The organism is Burkholderia perseverans, from assembly GCF_022870505.1.
GTDB classification, from domain to species: domain Bacteria; phylum Pseudomonadota; class Gammaproteobacteria; order Burkholderiales; family Burkholderiaceae; genus Burkholderia; species Burkholderia plantarii.
The window spans coordinates 2,530,243-2,554,431 of the sequence record NZ_CP045094.1; the positions used below are offsets into that span (position 1 = coordinate 2,530,243).

Consider the following 24,189-nt stretch of genomic DNA (forward strand, 5'->3'; position numbering starts at 1 on the left):
CCGGTGATTCCTGGCGGAGCATCTGGACATCCTGCGTCAACATCCGTCGAGACCGCGCGACACGCTTCGCATCACGCGCTAGAGGGCTGCTTCCAGATTCTGCCGCAGTGCAGTAGTTTTATCATTATCGTTTTCCCCATGTGAAGCGGCAGGCGAAAACGCTCGCGTCCACGACCATGCGGCAATCGGTCGCTACTTGCGCCGTCTCCCTTGGCAGGACACGACGCTCGAACCAATTGGAGCGCGTTCGGACCCGTCGGGTTCCGTGGCAGGAATGATGTCACGCGCCGCAGCAAATATACCCTCGCATTTCTGCTTGGACAGGCAAGAAATACCCGCCTCGCCGTGCACGATTCGCCCCCGGCGTGCCTCGATTCGGGTCATGCCCTGCAACGAACCGCACCGACATCCAGCGATCCGAAACGGCGCCGGCGCGTCGCGCGTTTCACCTCACGCGTCGAGCCAGATCATCGCGGCCATCCGGCCCGTCACGCGATCGCGGCGATACGAGTAATACCGTTCGCGCTCGGTGACCGTGCAGGCGCCGCCGCCCGCCACCTCCGTGATGCCGAGCCGCGCCGCGCGCAGCCGCGCGAGCGCGTAGAGATCGGCGTGGTATTTGCCGGGCGAGCCGTCGATGGCGACGAACGCACGCGCGCTCGCCTCGCGCTCGGCGGGCATGGCGGCCTCGGCGAACGCGGCCGCCACGTCGGCGCCGACCTCGAACGCGGTCGGCCCGATCGCCGGCCCCAGGTACACCCGCAGCCGGCTTGCCTCGACGCCGGCCAGCGCCGCCACCTGCCGCGCCGTGTCCTCGACGATGCCGGCCACGAGCCCGCGCCAGCCCGCATGCGCGGCCCCGACCGCACGGCCGTCCGGATCGCAGAACAGCACCGGCATGCAGTCGGCCACCATCACCACGCAGACCGCGCCGGGCACGTCGGTCACGCTCGCGTCGGCGCGCACCACGGCCGCGGCCGCGTCGGTAGCCGCATCGGCGGTCGGGTCGGCGGTCGGGTCGGCGGTCAATTCGGCCGCCCGGGCCAGCACCGCGTCGGCGCGCACGACCGCGGTGCCGTGGACCTGTTCGAGCCAGGCCGCGCGCGGCTGGCCCGTCAACGCGAGCAGGCGCGCGCGGTTGGCCTCGACGGCGGCCGGCTCGTCACCGGTGTGACGGCCGAGGTTCAGGCCGCCCGGCGCATCGCCGCCGGCCGCCGACCAGCGGCCATAGGGCGCGACGCTCACGCCGCCGTTGCGCGTCGACACCAGCGCGCGCACGCGCGGCGCCACGCGCCAGTCGGGCCGCAGGCAATCGTTCCAGCTCAGCTCGGGCAGCAGGGGGCTCGCCATTCAGTCCTCGTCGTGATCGTCTTGCTCGTCGTGCGGCATCTCATCGTAGAAGATCTCGCCGTCGTAGTCGTCATCGTCGTCATCATCGTCGTCATCGAAGCCGGCCTCCTCGGCGCCGAAGCCGAGCGCGGCCGCGAGCGCGGCGATGTCGTCGGGCACCGCGCAACGCCACTGCATGGTGCGGCCCGTGACCGGATGCACGAGTCCGAGCCGCCACGCGTGCAGCGCCTGGCGCGAGAACTCGCCCGGCAGCGCGGCCACCGAGCGCTTGCCGCGCGCCCGGCCGTAGACCGGGTCGCCGAGCAGCGGATGGCCGATGTGCGCGCAATGCACGCGGATCTGATGCGTGCGGCCGGTCTCGAGATCGCACTGGATCGCCGAGACGGGCTGGTTCTGCCACAGCACCGAATCGACGGTACGGAAGTGCGTGCGCGCCGGCTTGCCGGAGGCGCCCGTCACGACGGCCATGCGCGTGCGCTCGCGCGGATCGCGGCCGATCGGCGCGTCGATCGTGCCGTCGGCCGGCATGCGCCCCCACACCAGCGCGAAGTAGCGGCGCTTCACGGTGCGTGCCTGCAGCTGCCGCACCAGGTCGGTCTGCGCGGCGAGCGTGCGCGCCACCACCATCAGCCCCGAGGTTTCCTTGTCGAGCCGATGCACGATGCCGGCGCGCGGCAGGCCGGCGGCCGCCTCGCCGTAGCGATGCAGCAGGCCGTTGAGCAGCGTGCCGCTCCAGTTGCCGGCGGCCGGATGCACGACGAGGCCGGCCGGCTTGTCGATCACGACCAGCGCGTCGTCCTCGTAGACGATCGACAGCGGCACCGGCTCGGGCGTGAACGCGAGCTGCTCGGGCAGCAGGTCGGGCACCAGCTCGATCGTCGCGCCGAGCGGCACGGGCTGGCGAACCTTGGCGGGTTCGCCGTCCACGCGCACGCGCTGCGCCTCGATCCAGCTTTGCAGCCGGCTGCGCGAGAATTCTGGAAACAGTTGCGCGAGCGCCTTGTCGAGCCGCTCGCCGGCCAGCGCGGGCGGCACGGCGACGACGCGCGGCGCTTCGTCGGCGGCGGCACCGGAGACCGGCGCGGCAAGCGCGTCGCCGGACAGGTCGTCGTCGAGCGAATCGGTCCCCGAAGCGTCGGACGGGGTGGAGCTTGGGCTATAATCTGCGCTATTTGCCGTGCCCGACCGGGCACGGGATGAACTTGAACGGGTCATTTAGACTGGGTCACCGAGACTGAAAGCTAGGACATGCGAGCCCTATTCACCATGATGAATTCGACCAAACGTGTGGCAAAACCGCTAGCCGCGTGGGCTACGCTGGCTGCAGCCGCCGCACTGATCGCCGGTTGCCACGGCTTGCCGCAGAAAACCGATGAAACGGCGACCTGGTCGAACAACAAATTATACTCAGAGGCTCAGGATGCCCTGACCGGCCGCGATTGGGGCAAGTGCGCGAAGTATTTCGAAGCGCTGCAAGGCCGCGACCCGTTCGGCCATTTTGCCCAGCAGGCGCAGATCAACGTCGCGTATTGCAACTGGAAGGACAACGAACTGACGGCGGCCGATCAGGCCGTCGACCGCTTCATCCAGCTGCATCCGGACCACCCCGACATCGCCTATGCGTACTACCTGAAGGGGATGATCCACTTCAACGACGATCTCGGCCTGTTCGGTCGCTTCTCCGGCCAGGACATGAGCGAGCGCGATCCGCAGGCGCTGCGCGAATCGTATGACGCGTTCAAGATCGTGGTGGAGCGTTATCCGAAGAGCAAGTACGCGCCGGACGCGGCTGCGCGGATGCGCTACATCGTCAACGCGCTCGCCTCGCACGAGGTCCACGCGGCCGACTACTACTACCGCCGCGGCGCCTACGTGGCCGCCATCAACCGCGCGCAGCTCGCGATCACGCAGTACAAGAACGCGCCGGCGATCGAGGACGCGCTGCACATCATGATGCTGTCGTACACGCGCCTGAACGAGCCGCAGCTCGCCGACGACACCAAGCGCGTGCTGGCCGGCACGTTCCCGGACAGCCCGTACATCACGGGCCATGCCCGTCCGGGTGCGCAGAAGCGGGCCTGGTGGCAATTCTGAGGTCGCCACGCGCCTTGCCCGATACATCGGGCGCATGAAAAAACCCGGCCTCGGCCGGGTTTTTTATCGAGCGTGCCGGTGATCGACCACCGGCACCGTCAAGCACGGATGCCGCGGCCGCCTTCCTCGAAGAACTCTCGCACCACCTCGATCTCGCGCGTGCGCTTGAACGGCGGCAGACTCTGCCAGATGCGGCGCCCATACGGCTTGTCCACGAGCCGCGTGTCGCAGATCATCAGCACGCCGCGATCGGTCTCGGCGCGGATCAGCCGGCCCGCGCCCTGCTTCAGCGTAATCACCGCCTGCGGCAGCTGGTGGACCGCGAACGGGCTCAAGCCCTTCTTGGTCAGCGCGTCGAGCCGCGCGGCCAGCACCGGATCGTCGGGCGGCGCGAACGGCAGCTTGTCGATCACGACCAGCGACAGCGCGTCGCCGCGCACGTCGACACCTTCCCAGAAGCTCTGGCTGCCGACCAGGATTGCGTTGCCGTAGGCACGGAAGCGGTCGAGCAGCTCGGTGCGGCTCGCGTCGCCCTGCACCAGCAGCGGCAGGTTCCAGCCGCGCGCTTCGATCGTCTCGCGCAGCTTCGCGGCGATCCGGTCGACCGCGCGCAGCGTCGTGCAGAGCATGAACACGCCGCCGCCCGAGGCCTCGATGGCCGGCAGCGCCGCCTCGAACACCGCGTCGGTGAAAGCCGGCGACGACGGCTGCGGCAGGTCGCGCGGCACGTAGAGCAGCCCCTGCTCGGGATAGTCGAACGGGCTCGGCAGCGTCATCGAGCGGCGCGAGCTGAGGCCCATCTGCGCCGCGTAATGCGTGAAGTCGCCGCGCACCGACAGCGTCGCCGACGTGAAGATCCACGCGCGCGGCACGCCGGCGCGCTGCTTCGCGAAGATCGGCGCGACCGACAGCGGCGTCTCGTGCAGTTGCACGGTCTGCGAGAACACCTCGACCCAGCGCACCTTCTCGCCCGGGTCGTCCTGCGGCTTCGCGGCGGCCTCGCCCTCGGGCGCCTTCGCCGCCGCCGCTTTCACGTCCCTGGCCACCTGCGCCGCGGCCGCTTCCGGCGCGACCCAGCCGGCCAGGATGCCCTGCAGCTCGCGCGCGCGGCGCAGGCAGGCGCCGATCGACTCGGCCCGCTCCGACTGGCTGGCCAGCGCCGTGGCGAGCGCGTCGAGCGCCGCGTCGACGTCGTCAAGCGCGCCGAACAGCGGATGATCGTCGCCGAGCTGCGCGAGCGACATCCGCACGATGCCGCTGTCCGCGAACGCGAGCCGCACGTCGCGTGCCGCGCGCTCGAGCGCGCCGCCGAGCTTGACCCATTCCACCGCGTCGCGCGCGTGCGCGAGCCCTTCCACCACGGCGTCGCGCGCGAGTTCGAGGATCTGCGTGGTCGAGAGCGTCTCGCCGAAGAACAGCGTGGCCGTCTCCGGCAGTTGGTGCGCCTCGTCGAAGATGATGGTGTTCGCGCTCGGCAGCAGCTCGGCCATGCCGGTGTCGCGCAGCATGATGTCGGCGAAGAACAGGTGGTGGTTGACCACCACCACGTCGGCCTGCTGCGCCTCGCGGCGCGCCTGCATCACGAAGCATTCCTTGTAGTGCGGGCACTCCTGGCCGAGGCAGTTGTCGCGCGTCGAGGTGACCATCGACCAGACTGGCGAGGTCTCCGGCACGCTTGCCAGCTCGGCCTTGTCGCCGCTGCGCGTGATCTTCGCGAAGCGCACGATCTCCTGCAGGTAGGCGGTGTCCTGCCGCGTCGGCAGGCGGCCGTTGTCGGCCGTGCGCTGCAGGTAGTAATGACAGAGGTAGTTGGCGCGGCCCTTCAGCATCGCGACCGTGACGGGCACCGCGAGCGCGTCGCGCACGGTCGGCACGTCGCGCTGGAACAGCTGGTCCTGCAGATGCTTGGTGCCGGTCGAGACGATCACCTTGCCGCCCCACAGCATGGCCGGCACCAGGTAGGCGTAGGTCTTGCCGGTGCCGGTGCCGGCCTCGACGATCAGCGTGTTGTCGGCGCCGTCATCGGCTTCGGCCGCCGCCGTGCCGCGCGCGTCCTCGCCGGCCGCGCCGTCGCCCTGCAGCTTGCGTGCCGGGCGCTTGCGGTTGTCGAAGATCTCGGGCTCGGGCAGCTTGCGAGCGGACGCCTCCATCGCGGCGGCGACGGCGCGCGCCATGTCGATCTGGGAGGCGCGCGGACGGTAGCCGTCAAGCGCGCGCGAGAACAGGCCACCTTCACCGAAGATCGCGTCGAGTTCGGTCACGCGCTTGCGGCTCGGCATCGCCAGGCCGTTCGGCGTGGACGTGCGCGACGGCGCGGCGGACGGTTCGTCGCGCCGCGCGTCGGCGGTGGCTTCTAACGGAGAATTCAAGGCAAGCGGTTCCTATGTCCGGTGCCCGACCCGGCCCCGGCGCTTGCCAGGCCCGCGATCAGGCGTGCTGATCCGGTTCGAGCTGCGACTGCAGCATGATGATTTTGTCCTTGGCCAGCAGCTTTTCCTTCTTCAGCCGATGGAGCGCCAGGTCGTCGATATCGGATCGGCCTTCCTTCTGCTCGATCTCGCGGGCCAATTGACTGTGCTGCTCCTGCAACGACACCAGCCGGTTGCGCAGGTCCTGCCTCAGGTCCGCTTGACGGGTTTGCATGCTCGCCTCCTTCAAAAGAACCGGCGCGACGCAACGGCCTGCATTACCGTTCACGATTTGCCGGGATTGCTGTTGGAACGAAATCCCCCCTCGCGTCTGGCGTGACGACGTGCGCGGCACGCCCTACTGCTGTTGTTGCTGCTTTTCCTTGGCCTTCTGGGCCGCCTGGCGCTGGCGCTCGGCGACGTCGGCCTGGTGCTGCGCGGCCTCGCGCTGCTTGTCCTCGTAGCGCGTGACGTTCTGCGCGCGCTCCTGCGCCTTTTCGGCCGCCTGCGCATGCGCGTCGTCGAGCTTGCGCTGGAAATCGGCCTGCTTCTGGTCGTAGGCCTGCTGGTTCGCCGCGTGCTGCGGCCCCTCGGCCCCGCGCTGCGCCTGCTTCAGCGCGTTCTGGCGCTGCTTGTCCTCATAGGCGGCCGCGTTCGCGGCGTCGGTCGCCGCGCGCTGCGGCGCCTCGGCCTGCTGCCGGGCCGCCTTCAGCGCGATCTGCTCGTCGCGGCGCTTGGCGCGCACGGCGCGCTGCTCGTCGTCGAGCGCGAGCTGCTGCTGGCTGATGCCCGAACGCTCCTCCCGCATCGCGTCGCGCGCCTTGGTCAGGCAGGCATTGACGAAGAACCGGCTGTAACAATCATGTTCGGCCACGGCATAACGATAATTGTTTTCCGCCGTGCGTTGATTGAGCACTTTTTGGCGGGCATCGAAATCGTGATCCTGCGCCGATTCGGCGGCGTCGGCAGCGGCCGCCGAATCGGGCGCGGACGCCTGCGCGGCGGCCACGGACGACGCGGCGCCGAGCACGAGGGCCAGCGCGGCAACGGTTGAACGGGAGATTGGCAACGTCATAGGAAAGCAGCGGGACATGGGGCGAATTCTAACACCGCGTGGCGGCCGTCGCGGCGGGGGCCCCGCGCATTTATGGCAAAATGCCCCGCTCCATTCACCCGCCCGGCCCGGTTCGCCGGCCACGGGCGTTCCAGCAGGCCGTAGACGCACTTACATCCCATGACGGAAACCGTAGCACTCAAGATCGTTCAGCGCATCGCCACCGAACTCGCGGTCCAGCCGCGCCAGGTCGCGGCAGCCGTGCAACTTCTCGACGAAGGCTCCACCGTTCCGTTCATCGCCCGCTACCGCAAGGAAGTGACGGGCAACCTGGACGACACGCAACTGCGCCAGCTCGAAGAGCGCCTGCTGTATCTGCGCGAACTCGAGGATCGCCGCGCGACGATCCTCGCCAGCATCGAGGAACAGGGCAAGCTGACCGACGAATTGCGCGCGGCCATCGAGGCCGCCGACAGCAAACAGGTCCTCGAGGATCTGTACCTGCCGTACAAGCCGAAGCGCCGCACGCGCGCCCAGATCGCCCGCGAGGCCGGCCTCGAGCCGCTCGCGCAGGCGCTGCTCGCGAACCCGCTGCTCGATCCGCAGTCCGAGGCCGCCGCCTACGTGGACGCCGAGAAAGGCGTGGCCGACGTGAAGGCCGCGCTCGACGGCGCGCGCGACATCCTCTCCGAGCAGTTCGGCGAGACGGCCGAGCTGCTCGGCAAGCTGCGCGACTATCTGCACGGCCAGGGCGTCGTGTCGTCGGCCGTGGTCGAGGGCAAGGAAAGCGAGGAAGGCGAGAAGTTCCGCGACTACTACGACTACTCGGAAACACTGAAGACGGTGCCCTCGCACCGCGCGCTCGCGCTGTTCCGCGGCCGCAACGCCGGCGTGCTGACGGTCAAGCTCGGCCTCGGTGAGGAACTCGACGCGCAGGTTCCGCACCCGGGCGAGGCGATGATCGCGCGCCATTTCGGCATCGCGAACCAGAGCCGCCCGGCCGACAAATGGCTGTCCGACGTCTGCCGCTGGTGCTGGCGCGTGAAGGTGCAGCCGCATCTGGAAACCGAGCTGCTCACGCAGTTGCGCGAGGACGCCGAGAGCGAGGCGATCCGCGTGTTCGCGCGCAACCTGAAGGACCTGCTGCTGGCCGCGCCGGCCGGCCCGAAGGCCGTGATCGGCCTCGACCCGGGCCTGCGCACCGGCGTGAAGGTCGCGGTGGTCGATCGCACCGGCAAGGTGCTCGCCACCGACACGATCTATCCGCACGAACCGCGCCGCGACTGGGACGGCTCGCTCGCCAGGCTCGCGCGCATCGCCGCGCAGACGCAGGCCGAGCTGATCAGCATCGGCAACGGCACGGGCTCGCGCGAGACCGACAAGCTGGCGAGCGAGCTGATCGCCAAGCACCCCGAGCTGAAGCTGCAGAAGATCGTCGTGTCGGAAGCCGGCGCGTCGGTCTATTCGGCCTCGGAACTGGCCGCGAAGGAATTCCCCGAGCTCGACGTGACGCTGCGCGGCGCGGTGTCGATCGCGCGGCGCCTGCAGGATCCCCTCGCCGAGCTCGTCAAGATCGAGCCGAAAGCGATCGGCGTCGGCCAGTACCAGCACGACGTGAACCAGCGCGAACTCGCGCGTTCGCTCGACGCGGTGGTCGAGGACTGCGTGAACGCGGTCGGGGTGGACGCGAACACCGCCTCGGCGCCGCTGCTCGCGCGCGTGTCGGGCCTCAACGCCACGCTCGCGCGCAATATCGTCGACTACCGCGACGCGAACGGCCCGTTCCCGTCGCGCGAGCACCTGCGCCGCGTGCCGCGCCTCGGCGACAAGACCTTCGAGCAGGCGGCCGGCTTCCTGCGCATCAACGGCGGCGAGAATCCGCTCGACCGCTCGTCGGTCCACCCGGAAGCGTATCCGGTCGTCGAGCGGATGCTCGCGAAGATCAGCAAGCGCATCGACGACGTGCTCGGCAACCGCGACGCGCTGTCCGGCCTCTCGCCGACCGAATTCGTCGATGACCGCTTCGGCCTGCCGACCGTGCGCGACATCCTCGCCGAACTCGAGAAGCCGGGCCGCGATCCGCGTCCCGAATTCAAGACCGCGACGTTCCGCGACGGCGTCGAGAAGGTCTCCGACCTGCTGCCGGGGATGGTGCTCGAAGGCGTCGTGACGAACGTGGCCGCGTTCGGCGCGTTCGTCGACATCGGCGTCCATCAGGACGGGCTGGTCCACGTCTCGGCGATGTCGACCAAGTTCATCAAGGATCCGCACGAGGTCGTGAAGGCCGGCCAGGTCGTCAAGGTCAAGGTGATCGAGGTCGACGTCAAGCGCCAGCGGATCGCGCTGACGATGCGCCTCGCCGACGACGCGAGCGCCGCCGGCACCGGCCGCGGCGCGGGTTCCGGCACCGATCGCGGCGCGCCGCGCGGCGGCGCCGGCCGTCCGCAGCGTTCGCGCGACCCGGAACCCGCCGGCGCGATGGCCGCCGCGTTCGCCAAGCTCAAGCGCTGACGCAGGCACGCCGCAGCGGCTGAGCCCCCGGGCCCGCATCGATCGTCGATGCGGGCTTTTTTCATGCCGCTCGCCGTGCAGTGCATGGCCGAACGACCGGCGCCCGCCCATGAAAAAAGCCGCGCGACGCGCGGCTTTTCCTGGTGCCGGGACCGGCCCGCGGCGAACCGCGGCCCCGGCCTCAGATCTCGATCTTGGTGCCCAGCTCGACCACGCGGTTCGCCGGAATCGCGAAGAAGTCGGTCGGCTTCGCGGCGTTCTGGTGCATCCACGCAAACACGCGCTCGCGCCAGATCGACATGCCGGGCAGATGGGTCGGCACCACCGTCTCGCGCGCGAGGAAGAACGAGGTGTCCATCAGCTCGAACGACATGTCGTGCTTGCGGCCGATGTCCTCGAGCACGGCCTTCACGTCGGGCGTCTCGTTGAAACCGTACTCGGCCCGCACGATGTAGAGGCCGCCGCCCGCCTCGCGCACGCTCACGCGCTCGTCGTCGCGTACATAGGGAATGTCGCGCGTGACGAAGGTCAGGAACAGCGTGCGCTCATGCAGCACCTTGTTGTGCTTGAGGTTGTGCAGCAGGCCGACCGGCACCAGCCGGTCGTTGCCGGTCAGGTAGATCGCGGTGCCCGACACGCGATGCGGCGGATGCGCGAGCAGCCCCTGCAGGAACGGCATCAGCGGGATGCCGTCGGCCGCCGTGCGCTCCTTCACGATATGGCGGCCCTTGAACCAGGTGGTCAGCAGGAAGAACAGCAGCGCGCCGATGCCGAGCGGCAGCCAGCCGCCCTGCGCGACCTTCAGCAGGTTCGCGCCGAAGAAGCCGAGATCGATGATCAGGAACACGCCGATGATGAGCCCGACCAGCAGCCGGTTCCACTTCCAGACGTTGATCATCACGACGCAGGCCAGCACCGTGGTGATCACCATCGTCGCCGTCACGGCGATGCCGTAGGCGGCCGCCAGATTGTCGGACGAGCGGAAACCGATCACGATGCAGAGGATCACGAACAGCAGCAGCCAGTTGACCACCGGCACGTAGATCTGCCCGATCGCGAGATCGGAGGTGTGCAGCACCTTCATGCGCGGCACGTAGCCGAGCTGGATCGCCTGGCTCGTCAGCGAATACGCGCCCGAGATCACCGCCTGCGAGGCGATCACGGTGGCCACCGTCGACAGGATCACGAGCGGCAGCAGCGCCCACTCGGGCGCCAGCAGGAAGAACGGGTTCTCGATCGCCTTCGGGTTCTGCATCAGCAGCGCGCCCTGGCCGAAGTAGTTCAGCACCAGCGACGGGATCACGAGCGCGTAGCCGGCGAGCCGGATCGGGCGCGCGCCGAAGTGGCCCATGTCGGCGTACAGCGCTTCCGCGCCCGTCAGCACCAGCACCACCGAGCCGAGCACCACGTAGGCCTGCAGCACGTGGTCGGCCATGAACGAGAACGCGTAATACGGATTGATCGCCGCGATCACGAGCGGCACGCGCGCGATGTGGTAGATGCCGAGCGCGGCCAGCGTCAGGAACCAGATCACCATGATCGGGCCGAACAGCTTGCCGACCATCGAGGTGCCGTGGCGCTGGATCCAGAACAGCGCGATCAGGATCACCACCGTGATCGGCAGCACCAGGTGCGTGAGCTGCGGCGTCGCGATCTCGAGGCCCTCGACGGCCGACATCACCGAGATGGCCGGCGTGATCACCGCGTCGCCGTAGAACATGCAGGCACCGAAGATGCCGAGCGCCATCAGGATTCGCGTCAGATGCCGGCGCGACTCCACCGAGCGCAGCGACAGCGCCATCAGCGCGAGCACGCCGCCCTCGCCGTTATTGTCGGCGCGCATCACGAACATCAGGTATTTGACGCCGACCACCAGCATGATCGCCCAGAACAGCAGCGAGATCACGCCGAGGATCGAACTCTGCGTGAGCGGAATGCCGTGGGCGGGACTGAACGCCTCTTTCAGCGAATACAGCGGACTGGTGCCGATGTCGCCGAACACCACACCGATCGCCGCGACGGCGAGAACCTGCAAGGAGGTGTGGCGTGTGCTCGAGTGGTTCGTGTCGGTCATGGAAGCGTAACGTTCCGTTCTGGGGTCGGAAAAACGAGCGCTATTCTAACTGGCCCCGTGATCATGCCATCCGGCAGTGTTGCCGTCATGCCACGCGGCGCGGCCAGTGTAGCATGCGGCCCCGTTTAGGCCAGCCGCTTGCGCGCGCCGGCCAGAAATGCAATCGGCGCCCGCGGGCGCCGATGTCTTCGCTTGCGTATCGCCTCGGGCGGCCTTACTGCGCCGAGTCGTCGTTACGCTGGGCGTGACCGCGCTTGGTCCAGGCAGTCAGGTTGTGCGGCCGCAGCGTGTCCCATTCCTCGAACGGCTGATGGATCCACGGGTTCGTCGCCAGATACTGGACGTGGTAGTCGGGCTTCACCTTCGAACACGCCTTGTACCAGAGCACGGCCGAGCGCACCGCCGTGACGGCCGGATAACGTTCCTTCAGGTGCTGCTGCACGCGTGCGAGCGTGACGCCCGAATCGACCAGGTCGTCGACCAGCAACACGTTGCCCGAGAGGTTGCCGCGCGTCATCGTGATGTACTGCGCGATGTCGAGGTCGCCCTGCTCCGTGCCGGCCGCCTCGCGGTACGAACTCGTCGCGAGGATCGCGAGCGGCAGATCGTAGATCCGCGACAGCTGATCGCCCACGCGCAGGCCGCCGCGCGCGAGGCACAGGATCTGGTCGAACTTCCAGCCCGATTCATGCACCGCGAGCGCGAGCAGTTCGACGAGCCGGTGATACTCGTCCCAGCCGACCCAGAGGTTTCGTTCGTCGTTGCGCGGATCGGCCATCGCGATCGGCGCGCCGTGATTGGCTTGCGTCATCGTGCGATCAGACCTTGAACGGATGGCGCAGCAGGATCGTCTCGTCGCGATCGGGGCCGGTCGAGACCATGTCGATCGGCACGCCGGCCACTTCCTGCACGCGCGTCAGGTAGGCCTGCGCGTTGGCGGGCAGCGCGTCCCAGGTATTGATGCCGACCGTGCTTTCCTTCCAGCCGCCGAACGTTTCGTAGACGGGCTCGCAGCGTGCGACGTCGGCCGCGCCGCGCGGCAGCAGGTCCACGTCCTTGCCGTCGATCTTGTAGCCGACGCAGAGCCGCACTTCGTCGAGGCCGTCGAGCACGTCGAGCTTCGTCATGCAGAGGCCCGACACGCCGTTGATCTGGATCGAGCGGCGCAGCGCGGCGGCGTCGAGCCAGCCGGTGCGGCGCGGGCGGCCCGTGACGGAACCGAATTCCTTGCCGACGTTGGCGAGCGTGACGCCGACCGGGCTCTGCCGCGCGGGATTGTCCGCGTCGTACAGTTCGCTCGGGAACGGGCCCGCGCCGACGCGCGTGCAGTAGGCCTTGGTGATGCCGAGGATGTAGTTGAGCTTCTGCGGACCGACGCCGGCGCCGGCCGCGGCCGCGCCGGCCACGCAGTTGCTCGACGTGACGAACGGATAGGTGCCGTGGTCGATGTCGAGCAGCGTGCCCTGCGCGCCTTCGAACAGCAGGTTCTGGCCGGCGTTGTTCGCGTCGTACAGGCGCCGCGAGACGTCGGTGACCATCGGCTTGAGACGGTCGACGTAGCCGAGCATGGTGTCGAGCGTAGCCTGGAAATCGACGGCCGCGCCGCCGAGATACTGGGTCAGCACGAAGTTGTGGAAATCGAGGTTGTCGCGCAGGCGGTCGGCGAAGGTCTTCGCGTCGAACAGGTCCTGCACGCGCAGCGCGCGGCGGCCGACCTTGTCCTCGTAGGCCGGGCCGATGCCGCGACCGGTCGTGCCGATCTTGCCGGCGCCGCGGCGGGCTTCGCGCGCCTGGTCGATCGCGACGTGATACGGGAGGATCAGCGTGGTGGCTTCGGAAATGAACAGCCGCGACTGGACGTCGAGCCCGGCGTCTTCGAGTTCGCCGATTTCCTTGAACAGCGCTTCGGGCGACAGCACGACGCCGTTGCCGATGTAGCAGGCCACGCCTGCACGCATGATGCCGGAAGGAATGAGGCGCAAGATGGTTTTCTTGCCGCCGATGATGAGCGTGTGCCCGGCGTTGTGACCGCCTTGGAAACGAACGACGCCTTGCGCGTGGTCCGTCAGCCAGTCGACGATCTTGCCCTTGCCTTCATCTCCCCACTGGGTTCCCACGACGACGACGTTGCGCCCGGGAGTCACATTCACTGCGCTGGCAGACATGTTGATTCGTTAGCTGGTTAAAAACGTATTCTACATAGGTTCGGCGCGGGTTCCGAATTTTTCCGTTTCGCGTCAACGGTTTCGCGTCAACGATATGGCACCCTAAGCATCCGCGCCGCCCCGCGGCCGACGCGCTTCAGCGCGTCTCGACCACCCATGCGCCGCCCTGTTCGACGAGCGCGCGATCGCAGGCGAATTCGTCGAGCACATGGTCGTGCCCCGGCAGCGCCTGGATCACCACCTCGCCCGCGTCGCGCAGCGCCGCCACCGCCACGCGCAGCGCATCGTCCCGGCGCCAAGGCGCGAGGATCGCGGTGCCGCGCGCCTCGACCGGCGAGATCCGCGCGATCTCGCGCAGGTCGAGCGAGAAGCCGGTGGCCGGCCGCGCGCGGCCGTAGGCCTGGCCCACGTGATCGTAGCGGCCGCCGTTGGCGACCGCGTTCGGCACGCCGTCGACGTAGGCCGAGAACATCGCGCCGCTGTGATAGGCGTAACCGCGCAGATCCGCCAGGTCGATCGACACGTCGGCGCCCTGCGCATGCGCGGCGAGCTGCGCGAGATCGTCGAGCGCGCGCGTGATCTCGGGCAGCGCCGGCAGCACGCGGCGCGCCTCGCCGAGCACGGCGGCATCGCCGTACAGATGCGGCAGCGCGCGCAGCGCGGCGCGCGTATCCGGCCCCAGGTCGTCGGTCAATTCGTTCAGCAGCGGCACGTCCTTGCTGGCGAGCGCGTCGTAGAGCGCCTCGCCGCGCGCGGCGGCCACCGCGTCGCGCGCGAACAGCGCGCCGAGCACGCCGGCGTGGCACAGATCGAGGCGCACCTTGCCGAGCCCCGCGAGCCGCAGCGCGTCGAGCATCAGCTGCTGCACCTCGAGGTCGGCCTCGAGGCCCGCGTGGCCATAGAGTTCGGCGCCGATCTGGATCTGCTCGCGCGTCGCATGCAGGCCGCGCGGACGCGTGTGCAGCACGTTGCCGGCGTAGCAGAGCCGCGTCACGCCCTGGCGGTTCAGCAGATGCGCGTCGATGCGCGCCACCTGCGGCGTGATGTCGGCGCGCAGGCCGAGCGTGCGGCCCGACAGCTGGTCGACGAGGTTGAAGGTGCGCAGGCGCAGGTCGTTGCCGCCGCTCGTCAGCAGCGACTCGAGATACTCGAGCAGCGGCGGCATCACCATCTCATAGCCATACGAACGGAAGCGGTCGAGCAGCCTGCGGCGCAGCTCCTCGATCTTGCGCGCTTCCGACGGCAGCACGTCGGCGATATTCTCGGGAAGTAACCAGGTCGACATCGTTACGGTCCTACGACAGAAAACAGCGGCGCGCGGGGCGCACGCCGGATTGGAATCGGATGGTTCGGACACCCGCACGGCATCCGGCACCACGCAGGTGCCGGCACGGGCAAATCGAGATAAAACGGAGCCGACCGGCGCGGATCGCGGGCCGGATCGGCGGCCGGCATCAGGTCGCGAAGACGAGCAGCACGAGGCCGAGCACCATCACGATCAGGCCGCCGATCCGGATATGATGCGGCGGCCGCTCCGCTATTCTACGAAACGTGTCGCGCCAGGCGACCGGAAACACGAACGGGAACGCCCCTTCGACGATCAGCATCAGCGCGAGAGCGAGCAACAGCGAACCGGCCAGATCCATGCGGTATCGACGGCGCCGCGCGCGGCGGCGCCCCTTGTACGTCAGTGTTTGCGGGGAGCGGGCGCCGGCGCGGCGGCCGTGCCGCCCGTCGGGCCGCGCATGAAGCGGAAGAACTCGCTGTCCGGATCGACGACGATCACGTCGTTGGCATGGAACGTGTTCCGGTACGCCTGCAGGCTCGCGTAGAACTGGTAGAACTGCGGATCGCGGCCGAACGCGTCGCCGGCGATCTGCGCGGCCTTGGCATCGCCCTCGCCCTTGATCGACTGCGCCGACTGGTAGGCGTCCGCGAGAATCTGCTGCTGCTGGCGCGCCGCCTCGGCCTTGATGCGCTCGGCCGCGGCCGCGCCCTCGGCGCGTTCGGTGTCGGCGCGTTCGCGCTCGGCCACCGTCATGCGGCGATAGGCGGCCTCGGTCGCGGCGGCCGGCAGGTCGATGCGCAGCAGCGCGACGTCGACGATCTCGACGCCATACGGCGTGGCCGCTGCCTGAAGCGTGCGCTTCGCGTCGTCGGCGATGGCCTGCTGCGCGCCGATCGCCGCGGCCAGCGTGCGGCTCGCGAACGACTGCGCGAGCGCGCCCTTCAGCGAGGTCAGCAGCGGATCGACGGCGTCACGCACACCGCCGTCGGTCTTGCCGTAGTACTTCAGCGGATCCGCGATCCGGTAGCGCACGGTCGGGCTGACCAGCACGTCCTGCTTGTCGGAGGTCGTGCAGCTCTGCGGATCGGCCCAGTCGAGCGTCTGGATCCGCGTATCGACCAGTACGGCCGTCTGCAGCGGCGGCGGCAGCTTGGCGTGCAGGCCGGGACCGAACACGGTCGGCTCGCCGTCGCCGCGCGCGGAGACGATCGCGGCATGGCTCGGATCGACGACGAACACGGTGGACGACGCGACGAACGCGACGATGACGAGCGCAATGACGAGCGCAACGATTCGATTCATGTCTGGCGTTCCCCGTTACTGCAGATCGTCTTCGCGCGACCGGCTGCGCAGCGCGTCGCGCGAGCGCAGCGCCTCGCGGCCCGGCGCATCGCTGGCGGCGCTGGCCGGGCTCGCGGCCGCTGCGGCCGACGGACCCGCCGGCGCGGCGGCCGGATTCGCGCCGGACGCCTGTACATTGCCGCCGGCCGTGCCGGCCGCGCCGTTCGTGTCGGCGCCGTTCGCCGGCGCCGCGCCGGCCGGTGCGGCCGAACTCGCGGCGGCGGCATCGGCCGCGCGCTGGCGCTGCTGCTCGACGATCTTGTCGAGCGGCAGGTAGACGAGGCTGTTGCCTGCCTTGTTACCGACGTAGACCTTGGTCGCCTTCGAATAGATTTCCTGCATGGTGTCGAGATACATGCGCTCGCGCACGACGGCGGGCGCCTTCTCGTATTGCGCGTAGATCTGCTTGTAGCGATCCGCGTCGCCCTGCGCCTGGGTGACGACGCGGTCCGCGTAGGCCTTCGCGTCGTCGATCAGCTTGGCCGCGTCGCCGCGCGCGCGCGGCAGCAAATCGTCGGCGTAGGCCTGTGCGGCGTTCTTCGCGGCCTCGCCCTGCTGGCGCGCCTTCGCCACTTCGTCGGTGGCGGCCTGCACCTGCTCGGGCAGCTGCGCGGACTGGATCACGACGCTCGTCACCACGAGGCCGGTCTGGTCGCGGTCGAGATCATGCTGGATCGCCTGCACCAGCGTGTCGCGCAGCGCGTCGCGGTCCGAGCCGATCACGTCGCTCGCCGGCTGCGCGCCGACGATGCGGCGAATCGCAGCCTGCGCGGACTGACGCACGGTGAGTTCGGGATCGACGGTGCGGAACAGATAGTCGGTGGCGGAACGAATCCGGTACTGGACGATGAAGCGCACGTCGACGATGTCGCCGTCGCGCGTGAGCATCGAGGCGTCCTTCACGTTCGCCGCGCGCACTACGTTGTTGCGACCGATCTCGGTGGCGTGCAGCTGCGAGGTGTCGACCACTTCGTGCGATTCGAACGGATACGGCAGGCGCCAATGCACGCCCTGATCCACCGTTCCGCGATACTCGCCGAACTGCAGCACGACGCCGGTCTGGCCGTCGGGCACGATGAAGATGCCGCTACCCGCGTACACCGCGACCAGCACGCCGATGACGATGCCCACGCCGATCCGCGCCGCGCGCCCGTTGTCGGGGCGCATGCCGCGATTGCCGCCGCCACCGCCCTTGCCGCCGAACAGGCCGGACAGACGGCGGTTGAAGTTGCGCCACATTTCATCGAGATCGGGCGGACCGTCACCGTCGGACTGCGGGCGCTTCGGCTCGTTGCCGCGGGGCTTGTCGCCATTGCCGCCGCCGCGACCCCAGCGAGGATCGTTGATCGACAGCATCGGGCGCTTGCGCAGCCAGGTACTCCGCTCGTTGTAATCGTTCACCTGAGTTTGTTCACCAGATTGGGCGTCGACTGTCCGGCCAGCGGCCGGCTAGTGCCCGTGTTCGGAAACCGTGTGGTCGTCGTGCGGTTCGGCCAGCCCGCCGTCGCGCGTCGGCTCGGGCAGCAACATCGAGCCGGAGAGCGGCTGGTCGCTGGTCGCGATTTCGGCAATGGCGCCGCGCAGCGCGTCGAGCCCCTGGCCGCTGCGCGCGCTCAAAAAGACGCGCGAAATATTACCATATTCGTCACGCTCGACCGCGTCGCCGCGGGCCGCGAGCTCGGGCACCGCATCGATCTTGTTGAAGACGAGCACCTGCCGGATCGCGTCCGCGCCGATCTCGTGCAACACGTCGTTGACCTGTTCGATCTGCTCGAGCCGCACCGCGCTCGACGCATCGACCACGTGCAGCAACAGATCCGCGTGGATCGTCTCCTCCAGCGTCGCGCGGAACGCGGCGACCAACTGGTGAGGCAGTTCGCGGATGAAGCCGACCGTGTCGGACACCACGATCTGGCCCACCTCGTCGCCGAGATAGACGCGCCGCGAGGTCGTGTCGAGCGTCGCGAACAGCTGGTCGGCCGCATAGGCCTGCGCCTTCGTCAGCGCGTTGAACAGCGTCGATTTGCCCGCGTTCGTATAGCCCACCAGCGACACCGACATCGTGCGGTTGCGTTCGCGCTGGCGACGCTGCGTATTGTGCTGGCGGCGCAGCTTGTCGAGCCGCGACTTCAGCATCTTGATGCGCTCGCCGATCAGCCGGCGGTCGGTTTCGAGCTGCGTTTCACCGGGGCCGCGCAGGCCGATACCGCCCTTCTGGCGCTCGAGGTGGGTCCAGGCGCGGATCAGCCGCGTCGACAGGTACTGCAGCTGCGCGAGCTCGACCTGCAGCTTGCCTTCGTGGCTGCGCGCACGCTGCGCGAAGATGTCGAGGATCAGGCTGGTGCGATCGACCACGCGCCGGTTCAGCGTGCGCTCGAGATTGCGCTGCTGCGCTGGCGCGAGCGGATGATTGAAGATGACGATGTCGATGTCGTTCGCATCGCACGCGAGACGCAGCTCCTCGGCCTTGCCGCTGCCGATGAACATCGCGGCGTCGGGGCTCGAGCGTCGTCCGGTGAGGGTGACTGCGGGATGGGCGCCCGCGCTGGAAGCAAGCAGGCTCAGTTCTTCGAGGCTGGCTTCGAAATCGGTCTTGCCGAAATCGATGCCGACTAATGCGGCGTTGGTCAAATTGGCGGGTGTCAAGATAAGGCGGCTGGCGTGGATCGCCGGCGGCGACGGACGCCAGCCGCGGCAATCGGGTTAGGCGGACGCGCCTTCCGCATCCGGGTGGAAATTCACCGGGCGGGCCGGCACGACCGTCGAGATGGCGTGCTTGTAGACCATCTGGGTAACCGTGTTACGGAGCAACACGACGTACTGGTCGAACGATTCGATGTTCCCTTGCAGCTTGATGCCGTTGACGAGGTAGATCGACACCGGCACATGCTCCTTACGCAGTGCGTTCAAAAACGGGTCTTGTAACAATTGCCCTTTGTTGCTCATGGCGTACTCCATCTTTTTTTGCAGGTTGAACTAGATTGTCGGCGAAGAAAAAGAGATCCGCCGTCAATCGCTACACTATAGCCGATTTTGCCACCCCGCTTCGGGGACCGGCCGTTCGGCTTATTCCCCGCGACCCTTGTCCGTATAAGGATTCGTCGTGGACCGGAACTCTATTCGCAATGGAGTGCCGGTCAACGCGAAAGTTTCCCGGAAGCGGTTCTCGAGGTAGCGTTTATAGGTTTCCGTCACGGCGTCGAGCGCATTGCCGTGAATCACGATAATCGGCGGATTCTGGCCGCCCTGGTGCGCGTAGCGCAGCTTCGGACGCACCGGGCCGCGGCGGCGCGGCTGCTGGAATTCGACGGCCTCGATCAGCGCGCGCGTGAGCTTCGGCGTCGGCAGCTTCTTCATCGCGGCCGCGTAGGCGTCGTCGACCGAGCGCAGCAGCGGGCCGATACCGGTCTTCTCGGCGGCCGAGATGAAGTGGAACTTGGCGAACTCGAGGAATTTGAGCTTGCGCGTCAGGTCGGCCTTGGTGCGCTCGCGCGCGTGCGAGTCGAGCCCGTCCCACTTGTTTACGCCCACCACCAGCGCGCGGCCCTGCTCCACCACGAAGCCGGCGATGTGCGCGTCCTGGTCGGAGATGTCCTGCTGCGCGTCGAGCAGCAGGATCACCACGTTCGCGTCCGAGATCGACTGCAGCGTCTTCACCACCGAGAATTTCTCGATCGCCTCGAACACCTTGCCGCGCCGGCGCAGGCCAGCCGTGTCGATCAACGTGTAGGGCTTGCCGTTGCGCTCGAAATCGACGTAGATCGAATCGCGCGTGGTGCCCGGCATGTCGAACGCGATCACGCGGTCCTCGCCGATCAGCGTATTGACGAGCGTCGACTTGCCGACGTTCGGACGCCCGACGATCGCGATCTTCACGCCGCGCGACTGCGCCGCGTCCTCGGTCTCCTCCGGCTGGCCCGCGTAGGCGACTTCGAGCGCCTCGTTGATCATGTCGGTCACGCCGTCGCCGTGCGCGGCCGAGATCGCGCGCGGATCGCCGAGGCCGAGTTCGTAGAAGTCGGATGCGACCGCCGTGTACTTCATCCCCTCGGCCTTGTTGACGACGAGGAAGATCGGCCGGCCGGTCTTGCGCAGATAGTCGGCGATCGACTTGTCCTGCGGCGCGAGGCCGTTGCGGCCGTCGACGATGAACACCACGACGTCGGCCTCTTCCACGGCCTGGCGCGTCTGGCGCGCCATCTCGTGCAGGATGCCGTCCTTCGCGACCGGCTCGAAGCCGCCCGTGTCGACGACAAGGTACGGACGCGCGCCGGTGCGCCCCTCGCCATAGTGGCGATCGCGGGTCAAGCCCGGCAGGTCCGCGACCAGCGCGTCGCGCGAGCGCGTAAGCCGGTTGAACAGCGTGGATTTCCCCACATTGGGGCGCCCGACGAGGGCAATGACCGGTTTCATCTGATGTCGTCTACGGTATTACGCAGGAGCGGGAGGCCTGCCGCGCGAAATCTCGCTGCGACGGGCGGCTGCGTTGAATGAAAATTAGCACGAATTCCGCGCCGCGACGGGCGCCTGGCGCACGCATCGCGCGCCTCGTGAATGCGGCATTCCGCTAAGGCAGCGCGCCGGACCCGCCCGCTCGGGGGCGCCGGCGGCAAGCGCCGCATAAAAAAACACGCGCGGCCCGCACCACCGGTGCCGGGCCGCGCCATTCCTGCCGATCGGTCAGCGCGGGCGGAAGCCGTACACTTCGCCGTCGTGCGTCTGCACGACGAGCGTGTCGCCGGCCAGCACCGGCGCGGCCGTGATCGCGCTGCCGTCCGTCTTCATGCGCGCGACGAACGAGCCGTCATCGCGCGACAGGAAGTGGACGAAACCCTTGTAGTCGCCCATCACGACCGCGTGGCCGAGCAGATAGGGCACGCCGACGTCGCGGCTCTTCAGCTTGTCGTTGCGCCAGAGCTGGTTGCCGTTCGCGACGTCGTAGGCCGTGACCACCGACCAGTCGTCGCCGCCCGCCACCACGGTGTCGTCCTGCGCCACGCCGCTGCGGCTCGAGAATGCCTTCTCCCAGACCGGACGGCCCGAGTTCGCGTCGAAGCAGCCGATCTGGCCCTGGAACGTGACCGCGCAGGTTTCCGCGCCGACCAGCGTCGGCGGCCCGCTCACGTCGTTGATCCGCTCGACTTCGGTCACGCCCTTCGGATAGGACACCGGCGTCTGCCAGTACGGCTCACCCGTCTGAAGATTGATCGCGACCAGGCCACCGCCCGGGAAACCGGCCAGCACCGCAGCGTCGCCGGCGAACGTCATGCCGGCCGACACGCGCAGGTTCAGCGGCACCGCGCGGCTGCGATAGACCCACTTCTGCTCGCCCGTCTGCGCGGCGAACGCGATCACCTGGCCGTCGATCGTGCGCACGATCACGAGACCGTTGCCGACCAGCGGCGGCGAGAAGACCTCGCCCTGCACCGTGGTCTTCCAGAGCTGCTTGCCGTCGGCGCCGAGCACGAACACGCCGCCCTTGAGCGCGCCGACCGCGGTCAGGTTGCCGTCGCTGCCGACGCCGGCCGACAGGTCCGAATGCAGCTTCGTATGCCAGATCGTCTGGCCCGTCTTCGCGTCGATCTTCTCGACCGAGCCGTTCGCCGCGGCGACGAACACCGCGTCGCCGACCGCGACTGGCGAGAACGAGTAGCGACCGCCCTTGCCGACGCTCGTCTTCCACATCTGCTGCACATTCAGCACTGGCTTGATTTCGGTGAGCGGCGTCGGCACGCGGCGCGCGTCCTTGGTGGACGAGCACGCCGTCAGCGCGAGGACGGCAACCGCGCAGGCAATCGGAGCAGCGTTACGTTTCAGCAAATTCATCGGTGAGCGAAGCTAATAAGGTTGGGGAACGGAAGCGTGGCGGCTCAGCTGCCGAGCGCGTCGAGCTTGAACTGCACGAGCTGGCGCGCGGACGCGTCTTGCTTCGGCAGCGAATCGAGCGCGAGCTGGTAGGCGGTGCGCGCGTCGCCGCGCTTGCCCTGCGCGGCGAGCAGGTCGCCGCGGCGATCGGCGACGAGGCCCTTGAAGCCGTCGTCCGGCGTGCCGTTCAGCAGCGCCAGGCCCGCGTCGTAGGCTTTCTCGTCGAGCAGCAGCGAGGCCAGGCGCAGCTTCGCGATCTGCTTGTAGGCGTCGTCCTGCGCGTGGTCGATCGTCCACTGCAGCTGCGCCTTCGCGCCGGCCGTGTCGCCGGCCATGTACAGCCCCTTCGCGGCCGCGAGCGCGGTCATCTGCGCATACGCGGTGCGGCCGTACTTGTCCTCCATGTCCGACGCGGCGCGGGCGATCTTCGCCTTGTCGCCGGAGCTGACGGCCTGCTGCACGGCCTCGTACAGGCCCGAGGCCTGGGCCGCCTGATGGCGCTGCCAGTAGTTCCAGCCGTTCCAGGCGGCTGCCACGACGAGCACGGCGGTCAGGATCCAGGTCGTCAGGTCACCCCAGCGGGCCCACCATGCTTTTACGCTTTCAATCGATTCTTGTTCGTCGTGGTAGCTCATCGGCTAGCGATTCCTTACTGTCCAGCTTGTTGTCGAGCGCCGGGCGCCGCAATCAGTCGTCGCCGTCTTCGGCGGATGCAACCATCGCATTGATTAGAAATTCGGTCAAGTTCTCGACCGTTACGGTCTGCTGCTCGCTCTTTTCGCCGTCGGCACCCGCACCGCGCAGCGCCTTCACGCCGACCGTGCCGTTCGCCACTTCGTCCTCGCCGAGGATCACGGCGTAAGCGGCGCCGCTCGCGTCCGCGCGCTTCATCTGCGACTTGAAGCTGGCGGTCGCGCCGTTCGCGCTGCAGTGGAAGATCACGTCGAGACCGGTGTCGCGCAGACGTTCGCCGATGATGAACGCCTGCTCGCGCGCCGCGTCGCCCTGGTGGACGATGTAGACGTCGACGCCATCCTGCTCCGGCACGAGCTGCTCTTCCTTCAGCAGTTCGAGAATCCGCTCGATGCCCATCGCCCAGCCGCAGGCCGCCGTCGGCTTGCCGCCGAGCTGCTCGATCAGCGGATCGTAGCGGCCGCCGGCCGCCACGGTGCCCTGCGCGCCGAGCTTGTCGGTCACCCATTCGAACACGGTCAGGTTGTAGTAATCGAGGCCGCGCACGAGCCGCGGATTGATCGTGAACGGCACGTTGTTGGCCTTCAGCAGGCGCTGCAGGCCCTCGAAGTGCGCGCGCGACGTCTCGCCGAGGAAGTCGATCAGCTTCGGCGCGTTCTGGGCGATCTCCTGCAGCGCCGGGTTCTTGGTGTCAAGCACGCGCAGCGGGTTCGTATACAGGCGGCGCTTCGCGTCCTCGTCGAGCTGGTCGGCGAACTGCTCGAGGTACTTGATCAGCTCGACGCGGTGCGCGGCGCGCTCCTCGGCGAGGCCGAGCGAGTTGATCTCGAGCTTGATGCCGGTCAGGCCGAGGTCGTCCCACAGCCGCTGGCACATCATGATGATTTCCGCGTCCGTGTCGGGACCGGCGAAACCGAGCGCCTCGACGCCGACCTGGTGGAACTGGCGATAGCGGCCGCGCTGCGGACGCTCGTGACGGAACATCGGGCCGATGTACCACAGCCGCTTCGGGCCGTCGTACAGCAGGTTGTGCTCGATCGACGCCCGCACCACGGCCGCGGTGTTCTCCGGGCGCATCGTCAGGTTCTCGCCGTTCAGCGAGTCGGTGAAGCTGTACATCTCCTTCTCGACGATGTCGGTCACTTCACCGATGCCGCGCGTAAACAGCTGCGTATGCTCGACGATCGGCGTGCGGATGTTCTGGTAACCGTAGGCGCGCAGCAGCGACTTGGCGGTCGCCTCGAAGAATTCCCACAGTGCGGCATCCTGCGGGAGGATGTCGTTCATGCCCTTCACGCCTGTCAGCTTTTCGAGCTTTCGCTTGGTTTCGGTCATCGGATTTCGGT

Annotated in this window: 20 protein-coding genes; 2 read left to right on the plus strand and 18 right to left on the minus strand. The window is 68.2% G+C overall.

Annotated features, from left to right (window positions below; translation table 11 throughout):
- Nucleotides 1-450: 450 nt before the first annotated feature.
- Both pgeF and BpN12_RS25755 read right to left on the minus strand, forming a co-directional pair.
- Nucleotides 451-1,350, minus strand: coding sequence for a peptidoglycan editing factor PgeF (gene pgeF / locus BpN12_RS25750; protein WP_246795070.1), 900 nt, complete (start codon nt 1,348-1,350; stop codon nt 451-453).
- Nucleotides 1,351-2,565 carry an RluA family pseudouridine synthase gene (locus BpN12_RS25755; protein WP_246795071.1) on the minus strand — a complete coding sequence of 405 codons (1,215 nt, stop codon included), beginning with the start codon at nt 2,563-2,565 and terminating at the stop codon, nt 1,351-1,353.
- A 51-nt stretch (nt 2,566-2,616) separates the two neighbouring features.
- Between BpN12_RS25755 and BpN12_RS25760 the strand changes: the two genes are divergently transcribed.
- The gene (locus BpN12_RS25760) at nt 2,617-3,444 is read left to right on the plus strand and encodes an outer membrane protein assembly factor BamD (RefSeq protein WP_246798008.1); all 828 of its coding nucleotides are present in this window, start codon (nt 2,617-2,619) and stop codon (nt 3,442-3,444) included.
- Nucleotides 3,445-3,542: 98 nt separating this feature from the next.
- Here BpN12_RS25760 and yoaA read toward each other — a convergent pair whose 3' ends face one another.
- From yoaA to BpN12_RS25775, 3 genes are all read right to left on the minus strand, one after another.
- On the minus strand, nt 3,543-5,813 hold the full coding sequence (gene yoaA, locus BpN12_RS25765; RefSeq protein ID WP_246795072.1) for a DNA repair helicase YoaA: 2,271 nt from the start codon (nt 5,811-5,813) through the stop codon (nt 3,543-3,545).
- A gap of 58 nt (nt 5,814-5,871) precedes the next feature.
- Nucleotides 5,872-6,087 (minus strand): HP1242/YdcH family protein, encoded by a 216-nt coding sequence (locus BpN12_RS25770; protein WP_015875506.1) that lies wholly within the window; start codon nt 6,085-6,087, stop codon nt 5,872-5,874.
- A gap of 123 nt (nt 6,088-6,210) precedes the next feature.
- Nucleotides 6,211-6,945: a colicin transporter gene (locus tag BpN12_RS25775; RefSeq protein ID WP_246798009.1), complete on the minus strand. Its 735-nt coding sequence runs from the start codon at nt 6,943-6,945 to the stop codon at nt 6,211-6,213.
- A gap of 141 nt (nt 6,946-7,086) precedes the next feature.
- Here BpN12_RS25775 and BpN12_RS25780 point away from each other — a divergent pair, with 141 nt between their 5' ends.
- Nucleotides 7,087-9,417: a Tex family protein gene (locus BpN12_RS25780; protein ID WP_246795073.1), complete on the plus strand. Its 2,331-nt coding sequence runs from the start codon at nt 7,087-7,089 to the stop codon at nt 9,415-9,417.
- Between the two features lie 181 nt (nt 9,418-9,598).
- Here the strand turns inward: BpN12_RS25780 and BpN12_RS25785 are convergent, their stop codons facing one another.
- From BpN12_RS25785 to hisS, 13 genes are all read right to left on the minus strand, one after another.
- On the minus strand, nt 9,599-11,491 hold the full coding sequence (locus tag BpN12_RS25785) for a potassium transporter Kup (RefSeq protein WP_246795074.1): 1,893 nt from the start codon (nt 11,489-11,491) through the stop codon (nt 9,599-9,601).
- A 214-nt stretch (nt 11,492-11,705) separates the two neighbouring features.
- Nucleotides 11,706-12,302 (minus strand): phosphoribosyltransferase, encoded by a 597-nt coding sequence (locus tag BpN12_RS25790; protein ID WP_246795075.1) that lies wholly within the window; start codon nt 12,300-12,302, stop codon nt 11,706-11,708.
- Nucleotides 12,303-12,309: 7 nt separating this feature from the next.
- Complete coding sequence (locus BpN12_RS25795; RefSeq protein ID WP_246795076.1) at nt 12,310-13,656, minus strand: adenylosuccinate synthase; 1,347 nt, start codon at nt 13,654-13,656, stop codon at nt 12,310-12,312.
- Nucleotides 13,657-13,792: 136 nt separating this feature from the next.
- Complete coding sequence (locus BpN12_RS25800) at nt 13,793-14,941, minus strand: ATP phosphoribosyltransferase regulatory subunit (protein ID WP_246795077.1); 1,149 nt, start codon at nt 14,939-14,941, stop codon at nt 13,793-13,795.
- 169 nt (nt 14,942-15,110) lie between these two features.
- The gene (locus tag BpN12_RS25805) at nt 15,111-15,302 is read right to left on the minus strand and encodes a DUF2065 domain-containing protein (protein ID WP_042625175.1); all 192 of its coding nucleotides are present in this window, start codon (nt 15,300-15,302) and stop codon (nt 15,111-15,113) included.
- A gap of 41 nt (nt 15,303-15,343) precedes the next feature.
- Nucleotides 15,344-16,246 carry a protease modulator HflC gene (hflC, locus tag BpN12_RS25810; protein WP_246795078.1) on the minus strand — a complete coding sequence of 301 codons (903 nt, stop codon included), beginning with the start codon at nt 16,244-16,246 and terminating at the stop codon, nt 15,344-15,346.
- 15 nt (nt 16,247-16,261) lie between these two features.
- Nucleotides 16,262-17,686, minus strand: a complete 1,425-nt coding sequence (hflK, locus tag BpN12_RS25815) for an FtsH protease activity modulator HflK (RefSeq protein ID WP_246795079.1) — start codon at nt 17,684-17,686, stop codon at nt 16,262-16,264.
- A gap of 48 nt (nt 17,687-17,734) precedes the next feature.
- Nucleotides 17,735-18,916 carry a GTPase HflX gene (hflX, locus tag BpN12_RS25820; protein ID WP_246798010.1) on the minus strand — a complete coding sequence of 394 codons (1,182 nt, stop codon included), beginning with the start codon at nt 18,914-18,916 and terminating at the stop codon, nt 17,735-17,737.
- 72 nt (nt 18,917-18,988) lie between these two features.
- A complete protein-coding gene (gene hfq, locus BpN12_RS25825) occupies nt 18,989-19,231 on the minus strand; it encodes an RNA chaperone Hfq (protein ID WP_246795080.1) in 243 nt (80 codons plus the stop codon).
- Nucleotides 19,232-19,351: 120 nt separating this feature from the next.
- Nucleotides 19,352-20,698 (minus strand): ribosome biogenesis GTPase Der, encoded by a 1,347-nt coding sequence (der, locus tag BpN12_RS25830; RefSeq protein ID WP_042625179.1) that lies wholly within the window; start codon nt 20,696-20,698, stop codon nt 19,352-19,354.
- Between the two features lie 267 nt (nt 20,699-20,965).
- Nucleotides 20,966-22,111, minus strand: coding sequence for an outer membrane protein assembly factor BamB (bamB, locus tag BpN12_RS25835; RefSeq protein WP_246795081.1), 1,146 nt, complete (start codon nt 22,109-22,111; stop codon nt 20,966-20,968).
- Nucleotides 22,112-22,155: 44 nt separating this feature from the next.
- The gene (locus BpN12_RS25840; RefSeq protein ID WP_198251959.1) at nt 22,156-22,785 is read right to left on the minus strand and encodes a tetratricopeptide repeat protein; all 630 of its coding nucleotides are present in this window, start codon (nt 22,783-22,785) and stop codon (nt 22,156-22,158) included.
- A gap of 52 nt (nt 22,786-22,837) precedes the next feature.
- The gene (gene hisS / locus BpN12_RS25845; protein WP_246795082.1) at nt 22,838-24,178 is read right to left on the minus strand and encodes a histidine--tRNA ligase; all 1,341 of its coding nucleotides are present in this window, start codon (nt 24,176-24,178) and stop codon (nt 22,838-22,840) included.
- Between the last annotated feature and the right edge of the window lie 11 nt (nt 24,179-24,189).